The sequence below is a fragment of the Pseudomonas lurida genome (genome assembly GCF_002563895.1).
Lineage (GTDB): Bacteria > Pseudomonadota > Gammaproteobacteria > Pseudomonadales > Pseudomonadaceae > Aquipseudomonas > Aquipseudomonas lurida.
The window spans coordinates 4,980,029-4,992,683 of the sequence record NZ_PDJB01000001.1; the positions used below are offsets into that span (position 1 = coordinate 4,980,029).

General features: G+C 61.4%; 15 protein-coding genes. 9 read left to right on the forward strand and 6 right to left on the reverse strand.

Translation table 11 applies throughout. The features are described from left to right. The first annotated feature begins 8 nt into the window (after positions 1-8). Both ATH90_RS22625 and ATH90_RS29240 read left to right on the forward strand, forming a co-directional pair. Complete coding sequence (locus ATH90_RS22625; protein ID WP_098467294.1) at positions 9-971, forward strand: CgnE/CgnB domain-containing protein; 963 nt, start codon at positions 9-11, stop codon at positions 969-971. Between the two features lie 346 nt (positions 972-1,317). After that, positions 1,318-1,809: a hypothetical protein gene (locus ATH90_RS29240; protein WP_141537515.1), complete on the forward strand. Its 492-nt coding sequence runs from the start codon at positions 1,318-1,320 to the stop codon at positions 1,807-1,809. Between the two features lie 171 nt (positions 1,810-1,980). Here ATH90_RS29240 and rluB read toward each other — a convergent pair whose 3' ends face one another. The 6 genes from rluB to ATH90_RS22655 form a co-directional block, all read right to left on the reverse strand. Next, complete coding sequence (gene rluB / locus ATH90_RS22630; protein ID WP_015885577.1) at positions 1,981-3,192, reverse strand: 23S rRNA pseudouridine(2605) synthase RluB; 1,212 nt, start codon at positions 3,190-3,192, stop codon at positions 1,981-1,983. A 144-nt stretch (positions 3,193-3,336) separates the two neighbouring features. Continuing rightward, entirely contained in the window at positions 3,337-3,528 is a 192-nt protein-coding gene (locus ATH90_RS22635; RefSeq protein ID WP_025858413.1) for a DUF1289 domain-containing protein, read from the reverse strand. Between the two features lie 146 nt (positions 3,529-3,674). Then, positions 3,675-4,607, reverse strand: coding sequence for an SMC-Scp complex subunit ScpB (gene scpB / locus ATH90_RS22640; RefSeq protein WP_098467295.1), 933 nt, complete (start codon positions 4,605-4,607; stop codon positions 3,675-3,677). 12 nt (positions 4,608-4,619) lie between these two features. After that, positions 4,620-5,318: a segregation and condensation protein A gene (locus tag ATH90_RS22645; RefSeq protein WP_164365898.1), complete on the reverse strand. Its 699-nt coding sequence runs from the start codon at positions 5,316-5,318 to the stop codon at positions 4,620-4,622. Positions 5,319-5,438: 120 nt separating this feature from the next. Further along, positions 5,439-6,068, reverse strand: a complete 630-nt coding sequence (locus ATH90_RS22650) for an L-threonylcarbamoyladenylate synthase (RefSeq protein WP_015885581.1) — start codon at positions 6,066-6,068, stop codon at positions 5,439-5,441. 13 nt (positions 6,069-6,081) lie between these two features. Further along, positions 6,082-6,945, reverse strand: coding sequence for a PHP domain-containing protein (locus ATH90_RS22655; protein ID WP_098467296.1), 864 nt, complete (start codon positions 6,943-6,945; stop codon positions 6,082-6,084). Between the two features lie 87 nt (positions 6,946-7,032). Between ATH90_RS22655 and ATH90_RS22660 the strand changes: the two genes are divergently transcribed. The 7 genes from ATH90_RS22660 (at position 7,033) to ATH90_RS22690 (ending at position 12,573) form a co-directional block, all read left to right on the forward strand. Continuing rightward, positions 7,033-7,629: a septation protein A gene (locus tag ATH90_RS22660; protein ID WP_034109054.1), complete on the forward strand. Its 597-nt coding sequence runs from the start codon at positions 7,033-7,035 to the stop codon at positions 7,627-7,629. 1 nt (position 7,630) lies between these two features. Beyond that, complete coding sequence (locus ATH90_RS22665) at positions 7,631-7,930, forward strand: YciI family protein (RefSeq protein WP_015885584.1); 300 nt, start codon at positions 7,631-7,633, stop codon at positions 7,928-7,930. A 106-nt stretch (positions 7,931-8,036) separates the two neighbouring features. Beyond that, complete coding sequence (locus ATH90_RS22670; RefSeq protein WP_069078149.1) at positions 8,037-8,444, forward strand: SH3 domain-containing protein; 408 nt, start codon at positions 8,037-8,039, stop codon at positions 8,442-8,444. A 7-nt stretch (positions 8,445-8,451) separates the two neighbouring features. Next, positions 8,452-9,129: a response regulator transcription factor gene (locus ATH90_RS22675; RefSeq protein WP_003193803.1), complete on the forward strand. Its 678-nt coding sequence runs from the start codon at positions 8,452-8,454 to the stop codon at positions 9,127-9,129. A gap of 178 nt (positions 9,130-9,307) precedes the next feature. Continuing rightward, on the forward strand, positions 9,308-9,772 hold the full coding sequence (locus tag ATH90_RS22680) for an LTXXQ domain protein (RefSeq protein WP_034109057.1): 465 nt from the start codon (positions 9,308-9,310) through the stop codon (positions 9,770-9,772). A gap of 67 nt (positions 9,773-9,839) precedes the next feature. Beyond that, positions 9,840-11,183 carry a sensor histidine kinase gene (locus ATH90_RS22685; RefSeq protein ID WP_034109060.1) on the forward strand — a complete coding sequence of 448 codons (1,344 nt, stop codon included), beginning with the start codon at positions 9,840-9,842 and terminating at the stop codon, positions 11,181-11,183. A 40-nt stretch (positions 11,184-11,223) separates the two neighbouring features. Further along, the gene (locus ATH90_RS22690; RefSeq protein WP_098467297.1) at positions 11,224-12,573 is read left to right on the forward strand and encodes a CoA transferase; all 1,350 of its coding nucleotides are present in this window, start codon (positions 11,224-11,226) and stop codon (positions 12,571-12,573) included. The last annotated feature ends 82 nt before the right edge of the window (positions 12,574-12,655 follow it).

Below are 12,655 nucleotides of genomic sequence, written 5' to 3' on the forward strand. Positions count from 1 at the left end.
AGTACGTCATGGACAAGGCCCGCGCCGTCGAACACTTTCTCTACTACCTCGCGCACCACCCGGCGCTCAGCGGCTTGAGCTGCCCCACCGTTTTGCTCGGCCATACCGAGCGCTACGACGCCATCGCCCAGGCGATCACCCACAGCAGCGCTGCCCGCTTCAACGTTCAGTTGCAGCGCCTGGACCTGGCCGCCAGCGAGACCCTGGCCGAGGCCATTGAGGCCTGCGACCTGTACCTGTTCTTCTACGATTCCTCGACTTTGCCCAACCCACGCGCCGAAGGCCCGGACTTTATCCGTGCCCTGCAAGGCGTGATGGCCGAACACTGGAAGAAATCCCTGCTGTTCAAGGACTATGGCGACTATTTCTACGACACCTTCAGTGTCGAGCCCCAGCGCATTGCCGACCTCAACGCCACGCTGATCCGGCGCATGTCCCAGGCCACGGTCCTGAGCTTCACCGACAAGCACGGCTCGCGGCTGGAAGCGCCGATGAGCAGCATCAAGAAGTGGACCAATATCAACGGCGTCGGTAACCACGACCTCGCCCCTGGCGAGATCGCCACCCACAGTGAGGCCATCAACGGCCAGGTGCGGTTCGTCGGCACCTTTCTGAGCACCATCCCGTTCGCGCGCAAATATGGCGTGCTGGAGTCACCGCTGGAGCTGTGGATCGAGAACTCGACGATCTGCAGCGTGGCCAGCGAGGTGCCGGGGTTGGCGGATGATTTCAATAAGTACCTGAATGCCAACCCGTCGAACCGGCGCGTCGAGGAGTTGGGGATTGGGACCAACGAAGGCGTGAAGGACCTGTATGCGCGCAATGCCGGGTTTGAAGAACGCCATTGCGGGCTGCACCTTGGCCTGGGTGGCGGGCAGAAAGGCAGCCATCACCTGGATCTGATCTTTGCCAGTGGGGTGTTGGCGCTGGACGACAAGCCAATAATGGTTGATGGGGCCTGCACACTCTAAGGGGCTGTTCCCACTCTATCCCCCAGCCAAAGTTGAACGAGCTTTATTAAATGGCAGCCTGTATTGCCTTTATAAAATCCTTAACGGCCTAACCATTCGCTTAACTCAGCGATGCAGCACTTGACGCGCAGCATCGCTGGCTTGACGATCAAGTAAAGATGCCTGAACGAGACATCTTTCCTTAAAAAGCAAAGCCTTTTATGCAAAATCAGTCTTATTACCTGTCAACTCTCACAGATGCCAAACATGACTATCCACTCTATTTTCTCATTAGCGGTCGTACTGCATCGGCCTCCAGACTGGGGGGCCCGAGCGGCACGCTCCCCCTACCCTAGAGGCCTGCAAAATGAGACTATTTATCCGTGCGTTATCTGCAACTTTGCTGTCCACCCTCTTACTTTCACACCCGGTAATGGCACAGGCGATAGATCAGAAAGAGATAGTAGTAGCCGACGCAGAAAATGACGCATTGATAGAAAGATTAAAAGCCGAGCAGGCCGAGAGGGAAAGAGCACGAAAAGAATATAACGACAGTTTTTACACTCAACCAAAAGTTGTCGAAGACACGCCCTGTGTAAAAGCCTGGAAAGAAAGCGGGGCTTATCACAGCTGCCAGGTCAACCCCATCGATATCAAAAGTGCCGGCGACAATTTATGCACACTGTCCACCGTCTCCTGCCCTGAAGCAAATCCATCACAATCGACACTTTGGAGCACTGGCAAAGCCAACAACAACTTAGTGTCAACTCATTCTAAAATCAATGAAATAACCACCACCCTCAGCAATGTGCAGAGACTTCAAAACTGTGATGGTGTGCTAAAGACATCTTCGTGCTAACTCAAACACGCTCGTCTTTTCGCGTCGAACACGCCCGATAACGGTAGCGTCCCGCCCCCTAAAAAGAACCAACAACATCTCACTGTCATTACGATGTTGTTGGTTCTGTATCAGTGGCACAACTTTACGAAACCTTAACGGTATCTCACTACCTTTAAGGCTTTTTAAGCATCACTGCGGCTTCTTGCGACCAAAACCCGGACGCTGACCCGAACCGGCCGGCGCACCACGGCGCTTGCCCGACGGCTCGTCCGCGACCAGTTTCGGGCCGGGGCGCTTGTTCGCTGCCGGCTTGGCTGGACGCTTGGTGCTGGCGTTGTCGGCTGGGCGATCGGCTTCACCACGGTTGCTGCGACCACCCGCAGGGGCAGGACGCGGCGTGCGTGGAGCGCGCTCGCCTTCCTGACGCGACGGTGCGGTTGGGCGGCGTTCACCTTCGATCTGCGGTTCACGGGAGATACGACCGCCCGTAGCGGGCGCATTCAGCGCCGGGCGCAGGGTGCGGGCCACACGTTCGGTGCGGGCCACAGGGCGCGACGATTTACGCTGCATACGCTCAAGCTTGTCTTTGCTCTTGGCATTCATCTGCGGCATCGCGACCGGCGTCAGGCCGACTTCGGCGCTGAGGATGTCGACTTCGTACTGGCTCATCTCGCGCCAGCGGCCCATCGGCAGGTCGGAGTTGAGGAACACCGGGCCGAAACGCACGCGCTTCAGGCGGCTGACCACCAGGCCCTGGGATTCCCACAAACGACGTACTTCACGGTTACGGCCTTCCATCACCACGCAGTGGTACCAGTGGTTGAAACCTTCACCACCGGGCGCTTGCTTGATGTCAGTGAACTTGGCCGGGCCGTCTTCGAGGACGACGCCTGCTTTCAAGCGCTCGATCATCTCGTCATCGACTTCGCCACGCACACGCACCGCGTATTCGCGGTCCATCTCGTAGGATGGGTGCATCAGGCGGTTGGCCAGTTCACCGTCGGTGGTGAACATCAGCAAGCCGGTGGTATTGATGTCGAGACGACCGATGTTGATCCAGCGGCCTTCTTTGGGCTTTGGCATCTTGTCGAACACGGTCGGACGGCCTTCCGGGTCGTCACGGGTGCAGATCTCGCCGTCGGGCTTGTTGTACATGATCACGCGGCGCACCGATTCGGCGGCCTCTTCACGCTTGATGACCTTGCCATCAATGGTGATTGCATCGTGCAGGTCGACGCGCTGGCCGAGGGTAGCCTCGACGCCGTTGACCTTGATGCGCTTCTGGGTGATCCAGGCTTCGACGTCGCGGCGCGAGCCCACGCCGATACGCGCCAGCACCTTTTGCAGTTTTTCGCCTGCTGGGCCGATTTCCTGGCTGTCGTTCTGGTCTTTGTCGTTCATCGTAAGCACCTCCCGGTGGGTCGATTCAGGCGTGGCCTGAAGAGTATTGAAAGCGGGGCTTTGGCCGAATAGATCGGCAAAGGGTCGCGAATCATACGCGCATGGCGCGCATTGCGCATCAGAGACTAGTCGATAAGCACCCAGTCATTTGCTTTTCCGCCGACCGGTGGCCCCCAGGGCCAGCAGGCGCAGCTCGGCTTCGGCCAGAACCGTGCGCTTGTCGGCTTTGTCGAGCTTCTTCCAGGCGCGGATCTCACGCTTGCTACGGCCACAGCCGACGCAGATGTCGTCGCTGAATTTGCAGATGCTGATGCAGGGGTCCTTGGTGGAGCTCATGTTTTGTCCCTGACACTGGAGATTCAAATGTGGGAGCGGGCTTGCTCGCGAATGCGCCGGTACAGTCAATGCATGTGCACACTGATACACCGTATTCGCGGGCAAGCCCGCTCCCACAAGAGTTCGGTGGTGTTTGCCCGAACGGGTCAGTCCTCGAACTGGCGCCGCTCGGCCTCGATCGCTTCGGCCAGCGCCCGGGCCTCGTCTTCCTCATCGCTCAGCGGTGGCTGTTCGAGGGCCGCGACGGCGGCCAGGAGTTTTTCCCGGGCTTGGGCCACGCCCAGGATATCGTCCTCAAGCTCGGGTTCAGGTTCGACCTCGGGCTCAACGTCCACGTTCACTTGGGTTTGCGGCTCCGCCCCGCCATCACGCAACAAGTCGTCGAAGTCAGTCTTGATGCCCTGCTCCATGTCGTCCAGTTCCAGCAACAACGTATGGAAGCTGGTCTCGTCCTTGGGTTCTTCCGGCTCGGCGCTGGCGTCGGCCAGTTCCTGCAGGCTGGCCGGGACGGGGGCGTCATCGAAGTCGAGCACCGGCTCGGCCTCCATTTCGCGCAGTTCGGCCAGCGGCGGCAAGTCGTCGAGGTTCTTCAGGTTGAAGTGGTCGAGGAACACCTTCGTGGTCGCAAACATCGCCGGTTTGCCGGGCACGTCGCGGTAGCCGACGATACGAATCCACTCGCGCTCCAGCAGCGTCTTGACGATATGGCTGTTGACCGCCACGCCACGCACGTCTTCGATCTCGCCCCGGGTGATCGGCTGGCGATAGGCAATGAGCGCCATGGTTTCCAGCATCGCCCGTGAATAACGCTGCGGGCGTTCTTCCCACAAGCGGCCGACCCAAGGGGAAAACTTCTCACGGATCTGCAGGCGATAACCCGACGCTACTTCACGCAGTTCAAAGGCACGGCCTTCGCAGGATTTGCGCAGGATTTCCAACGCTTTCTTGAACACCGGCGGCTCCGGCCGCTCGGCTTCCTCAAACAGTTCGAACAGGCGCTCCAAGGATTGCGGCTTACCCGAGGCCAGTAGGAAGGCCTCCAGCAGCGGCGCCAGTTCGCGGGGTTCAGTCAGATTCATCGATTCAGCCCTTTATTCGGCTCGCGCCCGCACGTGGATAGCCGCAAAAGGCTCATTCTGGACCAACTCGACCAAGGACTCCTTCACCAGCTCCAGGATCGCCATAAAGGTCACCACCACCCCCAGGCGCCCTTCTTCGGCGGTGAACAGCTCGACAAACGGCACGAAGCCGCCGCCCTTGAGACGCTCCAGCACATCGCTCATGCGCTCGCGGGTCGACAGCGCCTCACGGCTGACCTGATGGCTTTCAAACATGTCGCCACGGCGCAGCACCTCGGCCATGGACATCAGCAACTCTTCCAGGCTCACGTCCGGCAGCAGCTTGCGCGCGCGGGCTTCCGGCGCGTCGAGCTTGGGCACCACCACGTCGCGGCCCACGCGACTCAAGCCGTCGATGCCCTCGGCGGCGGCCTTGAAGCGTTCATACTCTTGCAGGCGGCGGATCAGTTCGGCGCGCGGGTCGTCTTCCTCGGCTTCTACCGTCTCCGAGCGCGGCAGCAGCATGCGTGACTTGATCTCGGCAAGCATGGCGGCCATCACCAGGTACTCGGCGGCCAACTCCAGGCGCACCGATTGCATCAGCTCGACATAGCCCATGTATTGACGGGTAATTTCCGCCACCGGAATGTCGAGGATGTTGATGTTCTGCTTGCGGATCAGGTACAGCAGCAGGTCCAGCGGGCCTTCGAAGGCTTCAAGGAAGACTTCCAGCGCGTCCGGCGGGATGTACAAATCCAGGGGCATTTCCATGACCGCCTGGCCATACACCATGGCAAACGGCAGTTCCTGCTGCGCGCCCGCCTGGCTGTCGACGGTCTCCACGGCCGACATTCAGGCCTCGACCATGAACGGAGCCGGGTCGCCGCAACCCACACGGATCACTTCGGGTTCGCCGTCCGCCAGGTTGATCACGGTGGAGGCCTTGCCACCACCAAAACCGCCGTCGATGATGAGATCGACCTGCTTCTCCAGCAGTTGGCGCATTTCGTAGGGGTCTTCGAGCGGCTCGGTGTCGCCGGGCATGATCAGCGACACGCTCATCAGTGGCTCACCCAGTTCGGCCAGCAACGCCAACGCGATGGGATGTTCCGGCACCCGCAGGCCGATGGTGCGCTTCTTGGGGTGCAGCAGCAGGCGCGGCACCTCGCGGGTGGCGTTGAGAATAAAGGTGTAGGGCCCCGGCGTATGGGCCTTGAGCAGGCGGAAGGTCCCCGTGTCGACCTTGGCGAACAGCCCCAACTGGGACAGGTCGCTGCAGATCAGCGCGAAGTTGTGCTTGTCGTCCAGCTGACGCAAGCGTCGTACGCGCTCGACCGCGCCCTTGTCGCCGATCTGGCAACCAATGGCGTAGGACGAATCCGTTGGGTAGATCACCACGCCGCCGGCGCGAATAATCTCGACGGCCTGTTTGATCAGGCGCGCCTGGGGGTTTTCCGGATGAATCTGGAAGAATTGACTCACGTGTTCTACCTGTTCAGACGGTGGCAATAATGGGGTCATGCTTGAATCGCCCCCACAAGAGCGGCAAATCTTCCGGGACCGCGCGGTACTCGCCGATCTCGGACCAGCCGCCTGGGCCATGAAAATCACTGCCGGCACTGACCAGCAGACCAAATTCGCGAGCAAGTATCGACAGGCTACCCACCTGTTCGGCAGGTTGATGCCCGTTGACCACTTCAATTGCGTGGCCGCCCGCTCCAATATAGTCGGCAATCAGCTTGCGGCGCTTGCTGCGGGTGAAATCGTAATGCCAGGGGTGGGCCAGGCTGACCCAGGCACCGGAGGCTCGCAACGTCTCGACGGTGTCTTCCAGGGTCGGCCAGTGTTGCTTCACATCCCCCAACTTGCCAGCGCCCAACCATTTGCGAAAGGCTTCGGCGCGGTCCTTGACGAAACCTTCACGCACCATCCAGTCGGCAAAATGCGGTCGGGCCGGTGCATTGCCGCTGTCGCCCAGTTCCTGCTGGATGGCGCGGGCGCCTTCCAGCGCCCCGGGCATGCCTTTAAGGCTGAGCTTGCGGCTTATTTCTTCGGACCGCAGCCAGCGGCCATCGTGCAATTGGGCGATGGCCGCGACCAACGGCGGGGCTAGCTGGTCGAAACCATAGCCGAGCACATGAATGGTGGCGCCGCCCCAGGTGCAGGACAATTCCACGCCATTGACCAGTTGCATGCCAAGTGCCTGCGCAGCTTCGCGGGCCTCGTCGAGGCCTTCGAGGGTGTCATGGTCGGTCAACGCCAGGACTCGCACGCCTTTTTCAAACGCACGCGCAACCAGCACCGCAGGCGCCAGGGCGCCGTCGGAGGCCGTGCTATGGCAGTGCAAATCAACATTCACGGGGATGTGTAACCTCAAGTCAGCTGGCGCTTTCGCTACCTAGGATGTTTGTTATTATGCCGCCACATCCAGCTTCTGGCTCTTACTGTGAAACAATTCATCGACTTCATCCCGCTGTTGCTGTTTTTCATCGTTACCAAACTCGACCCCAGGGTCATCGAAATCGCCGGCCACGAGCTGTCGTTCGGAGGCATCTACAGCGCCACCGCCGTGCTGATCATCAGCTCTATCGTCGTCTACGGCGCCATCTTCATCTCCCAGCGCAAGCTGGAAAAAAGCCAATGGCTCACCCTGGTCGCGTGCCTGGTATTCGGCGGCCTTACCCTGGCCTTCCACAGCGAAACGTTCCTCAAATGGAAAGCGCCGGTGGTCAACTGGCTGTTCGCCCTGGTCTTTATCGGCAGCCACTTCATCGGTGACCGCCTGCTCATCAAGCGGATCATGGGCCATGCGCTGACCCTGCCGGAGCCCGTGTGGACACGTTTGAACGTGGCCTGGATCGTGTTCTTCCTGTTCTGCGGCGCCGCCAACCTGTTCGTGGCCTTTACCTTCCAGGACTACTGGGTCGACTTCAAAGTATTCGGCAGCCTGGGCATGACCGTGTTGTTCCTGGTCGGCCAGGGTATCTACCTGTCGCGCCACCTGCATGACGCCGCCCCTACCACGCCAAAAACCGAGGACTGACATGCTCTACGCCATCATTGCCACCGACGTTGCGAACTCGCTGGAAAAACGCCTGAGCGTGCGCCCGGCCCATGTCGAACGCCTCAAACAGCTGCAGGCCGAAGGTCGTATCGTACTGGCCGGCCCGCATCCTGCGGTGGACAGCAATGACCCGGGCGATGCCGGTTTCACCGGTAGCCTCATCGTCGCCGAGTTTGCCTCGCTGGCCGACGCCCAGGCCTGGGCCAAGGCGGATCCTTATGTTGCGGCCGGCGTTTACGCCGACGTCGTGATCAAGCCGTTCAAGCAAGTCCTGCCTTGATTCCGGCCGCGCCGAACCTAATCGGTTCGGCGTACTCCTAATTGCTCATTATTCTGGGTAACCTGCCGACAACGTTCTGAATATTCGTGTGGAATCAGGAGTTCCGATGCGCTTACGTCAGTTGTGTCTGTTGGCAGTGGTAATGATCGGGGCTACGGCCCACGCCGAAGAAACCTCGAGCACCGGCAGTTCCACGCCCCTGTCCTTGAGTGCCGGCGCCCAGATCACCGAGTTGCAGCAACGTTTGAAGGAAAGCGAGCGCCAGCGTGAAGAACTGGGCAAGCAACTGCAAAGTGCCGACGCTGCCCGCGAAAGCGCCCAATTGAGTCGCCTTCGCCAAGAGAACCAACGCTTGGCCCAGCAACTCAAAGAGACACAGGGCGGCGCCTTGACCCGATGGCTGACCGAACAGCAACAGTGGTTCGTCACCGGCGGGGCCGTCGCACTGATCGCCCTGCTGTGCGGGATCTTCGCCAGCGGTGGGCACCGTCGCCGTCGACAATGGCTAAATTGAGTGAGTCATGAGCGAGCTGTTACTGATAGATGATGACCAGGAGCTCTGCGAGCTGCTGACCAGTTGGTTGAGCCAGGAAGGCTTCCAGGTGCGCGCCTGCCATGATGGCTTGAGCGCCCGCAAAGCCTTGGCCGACAGTGCCCCGGCCGCCGTGGTGCTCGACGTGATGTTGCCTGACGGTAGCGGGCTTGAGCTGCTCAAGCAATTGCGCAACGATCACCCGGAGCTGCCGGTGCTGATGCTATCGGCCCGCGGCGAACCGCTGGACCGCATCCTCGGCCTGGAATTGGGCGCCGATGATTACCTGGCCAAGCCCTGCGACCCACGCGAGCTGACTGCCCGCCTGCGTGCCGTGCTACGCCGCAGCCACCCTGCCGCCGTGTCCACCCAGCTTGAGCTGGGCGACCTGTGCTTCAGCCCGGTGCGCGGCGTGGTCAGCATCGATGAACAGGAGTTCGCCCTCACCGTCTCCGAGAGCCGCCTGCTGGAAGCCCTGCTGCGCCAGCCCGGCGAGCCATTGGACAAACAGGAGCTGGCGCAGATCGCCCTGGGCCGCAAGCTGACCCTGTACGACCGCAGCCTGGACATGCACGTGAGCAACCTGCGCAAAAAGATCGGCCCACACCCGGATGGCCGGCCACGGATCGTGGCGTTGCGTAGCCGTGGTTACTACTACAGCCTCTGAGGAGGCTTCAAGTTGCAAGCTACACGCGGCAAGTGAAACGCGCTGACTCGCCGCTTGCCGTTGGAAACGTGCAACTGCCGCCCTTACCAAACCTTTACCCTCCCCTGACGGCGGCTGACCTTGATCTCCGTAATCTACTCACATCCGGACTCACCGGAATAGAGACAGGAGAATCACCATGCGCAAGACCCTTATCGCTTTGATGTTCGCCGCTGCCCTGCCGACCGTTGCCATGGCTGCAATGCCCGAAGGCCCAGGCCCGATGGGCGGCCCTGAAGGCCACATGATGGGCGGCCCGGGCCACGGCGGTGAACACGGTCCGCGTGGCAAAGGCGGCCCCTTCAGCCAGTTGGACCTGAGCAAAGAACAACGCGAGCAGATCGGCAAACTGATGGGCGACCAATGGCACGCTCGCAAAGACCTGGTCAAAAAGTACCTGGACAAACTCCCGGCCGCTGACCAGAAAGCCATGCAAGACGAAATCGCCGCCGGCAAGCAGAAAACCCAGGCTGACATCCGTGCCGTGTTGAAACCCGATCAGCAGAAGAAATTCGACGAGATCGTCAAGAAGCAAGAACAACGCCGCGCCGAGTGGAAGGAATTCCAGGCCTGGAAGGCGCAACAGCCGCAAAAAGCGCAATAATGCGTTAGCGTCACTCCCACAGCCCAGTGGCTCGCGCCGCTGGGCTTTTCCTGTTTGAGGGTTTCCTGTGCGTTCATTGTTCTGGCGCATCCTGGCCAGTTTCTGGCTGGCCATCGCCTTGGTTGCCGGGTTGTCGATCCTGCTTGGGCACATGCTTAACCAGGATGCCTGGATTCTCAGCCGCCATCCCGGTCTCAGCAACTTGCCCGAAGAGTGGACCCAACTCTACGAAGCACAGGGCGAGGACGCCGCCCAGGAATTGCTGCAACAGCGCAAGCGCCAGTATCACATCGACGTGCAAGTACTTAATGAAAGCGGCGAGCCCGTGGTGCGTGGCACCTTCCCACGCCGGGCCGCCGCCTTGGAGGCCCGGCAGAGCGACAGCCAGGACAGCCACCTGCCCTGGCGTCGCCTGACCGCCGAATACACCAGCGAGAAGACCGGCGACACCTACCTGCTGATCTACCGCATTCCCCACCCGGAACTCGACGCCTGGCACCGCAACAGCTTGCTCTGGCCGCTGAGTGCACTGGCGATTGCGCTGGTGGTGCTGACCCTGTTCAGCCTGTTGGTCACCCTTTCCATCACCCGCCCGCTCAGCCGACTGCGCGGTGCGGTGCATGACCTCGGCCAGACCACCTACCAACAGAACAGCCTGGCGCAACTGGCCAACCGTCGCGATGAATTCGGCGTGCTCGCCACCGACTTCAACCGCATGGGCGCCCGCCTGCAAAGCCTGATCGGCAGCCAGCGCCAATTGCTGCGCGACGTCTCCCACGAACTGCGCTCACCCCTGGCCCGCCTGCGCATTGCCCTGGCCCTGGCCGAACGCGCCAGCCCCGAAGAGCGGGAAAAACTCTGGCCACGCCTGACCCGCGAATGTGATCGCCTGGAAGCGTTGATCAGCGAAATCCTGGTATTGGCGCGCGTGGATGCCGATAACGCCAGCGCCGAAGATGTCGACCTCATCCCACTGCTCAAGACGTTGCAAAAGGACGCTCAATTGGGCGCGCCGGACCAAGTGGTGCAACTGAACGCCGACACCGACCTGCACCTCAAAGGCTGGCCGACCATGATCGAACGCGCCGTGGACAACCTGCTACGCAATGCCCAGCGCTTCAATCCACAAGGCCAGGCGATTGAGCTGCACGCCCAGCGCCAGGGCGAGCGCATCCTGATCAGCGTGCGCGACCACGGCCCAGGCGTTGACGCCGAACACTTGAGCCAATTGGGCGAACCGTTCTACCGCGCCCCCGGACAGACAGCACAAGGCCACGGCCTGGGCCTGGCGATCGCCCGACGCGCGGCCGAACGCCATGGCGGCAGCCTGATCCTGGCCAACCATCCTGACGGCGGTTTTGTTGCCAGCATCGAGTTGCCGTTGGAGCCGGGGGTTGCCACAGCGGCCTGATGATCTTCTATAGTGGCCCTTCTCTTACGGAGGGCCTTTGATGACTGACCTGCTGACCCCCATCCAAGCCGCACTCGATCTACCGCACACGCCACTGACCTTTACCGAAGCCGGCGCCCTGCCCTCGACCTTCGCTGTCACCGACCTGGCCAGCGCCAGTATCGGCGCCGCCGGCCAGGCCGTGGCTCAGCTTATCCAGCAGCAGACCGGGCGCCTGCCCAGCATCAGTGTGGACCGGCGTCTGGCGTCTTTCTGGTTCTCCTCCTCGATTCGCCCGATCGGCTGGGACGTCCCACCGCTGTGGGACCCGGTGGCCGGCGACTACGCCAGCGCCGATGGCTGGATTCGCCTGCACACCAACGCGCCTCACCACCGTGCCGCCGCCGAACGGGTGCTGGGCACAGTAGTCGACCGCAGCGAAATGGCAGTCAACGTAGCTAAATGGAAGGCCGCTGAGCTGGAGCAGGCCATTGTCGACGAAGGTGGCTGTGCAGCGCAGATGCGCTCCTGGCAAGCTTGGCAATCGCATCCGCAAGGCTTGGCGGTGAACGCCGAGGCCTTGGTGCAGCGCCAGACCTATGAAAACACCCTCGACACCCCCTGGCTTGGCTCGGCCGCGCGGCCGCTGGCGGGCCTCAAAGTGCTGGACCTGACCCGCGTACTGGCTGGTCCCGTGGCCAGTCGCTTTCTCGCGGGCCTCGGCGCCGATGTGCTGCGCATCGACTCCCCGACCTGGAACGAACCCGGCGTAGTGCCGGAAATGACCCTGGGCAAACGCTGCGCCCGCCTGGACCTGAAGAGCCCCGAAGGCCGGCAGCTATTCGAAAGCCTGCTCAAGGACGCCGACATCCTGTTCCATGGCTACCGCGCCGACGCCCTGGAACAGCTGGGCTACACCACCAGCGCCCTGCAAACCCTGGCCCCCGGACTGATCGACGTGAGCCTTAACGCTTACGGCTGGAGCGGCCCGTGGCGTAATCGGCGAGGATTCGACAGCCTGGTGCAGATGAGCAGCGGGATTGCCGACGCGGGCATGGCCTGGAAACAAGCTGACAAACCCGTGCCGCTGCCGTTGCAGGCATTGGATCACGCGACCGGGTACTTGATGGCCGCCAGTGCGATTCAAGCCTTGAGCGAACGCTTGAAATCCGGACGCGGTGGTTCGGCTCGGTTGTCACTGGCGCGCACGGCGAAGTTGCTGGTGGAGGCGGGACAGGTGCCGGAGCAGCCGGCGTTGCGCGCTGAAGAGCCGGGGGACCAAGGTTTGGTAGTAGAGCAAACAGCCTGGGGCCAAGCCCATCGGTTGCTGGCCCCGCTGACGATCAGCGGCACGCCGTTGCAGTGGGATCTAGCGGCTGGGGAATTGGGTTCACACCGCCCACAGTGGTGACCTGAAATCCGCTCCCCCCGGGCAAGCCGGCTCCGATGAACATAGGTATCTGCACAACTTCGTAGCAACCAACGTAACCACG

What these genes read in the sequence shown, in the direction of transcription:
- ATH90_RS22675 (WP_003193803.1), top strand. Translation starts at nt 8,452, where the DNA reads ATGAGCGAGCTGTTACTGATAGATGATGACCAGGAGCTCTGCGAGCTG.
- rluB (WP_015885577.1), bottom strand. Translation starts at nt 3,192, where the DNA reads ATGAACGACAAAGACCAGAACGACAGCCAGGAAATCGGCCCAGCAGGC.
- ATH90_RS29240 (WP_141537515.1), top strand. Translation starts at nt 1,318, where the DNA reads ATGAGACTATTTATCCGTGCGTTATCTGCAACTTTGCTGTCCACCCTC.
- ATH90_RS22670 (WP_069078149.1), top strand. Translation starts at nt 8,037, where the DNA reads ATGCGCTTACGTCAGTTGTGTCTGTTGGCAGTGGTAATGATCGGGGCT.
- scpB (WP_098467295.1), bottom strand. Translation starts at nt 4,607, where the DNA reads ATGAATCTGACTGAACCCCGCGAACTGGCGCCGCTGCTGGAGGCCTTC.
- ATH90_RS22635 (WP_025858413.1), bottom strand. Translation starts at nt 3,528, where the DNA reads ATGAGCTCCACCAAGGACCCCTGCATCAGCATCTGCAAATTCAGCGAC.
- ATH90_RS22680 (WP_034109057.1), top strand. Translation starts at nt 9,308, where the DNA reads ATGCGCAAGACCCTTATCGCTTTGATGTTCGCCGCTGCCCTGCCGACC.
- ATH90_RS22690 (WP_098467297.1), top strand. Translation starts at nt 11,224, where the DNA reads ATGACTGACCTGCTGACCCCCATCCAAGCCGCACTCGATCTACCGCAC.
- ATH90_RS22625 (WP_098467294.1), top strand. Translation starts at nt 9, where the DNA reads ATGGACAAGGCCCGCGCCGTCGAACACTTTCTCTACTACCTCGCGCAC.
- ATH90_RS22665 (WP_015885584.1), top strand. Translation starts at nt 7,631, where the DNA reads ATGCTCTACGCCATCATTGCCACCGACGTTGCGAACTCGCTGGAAAAA.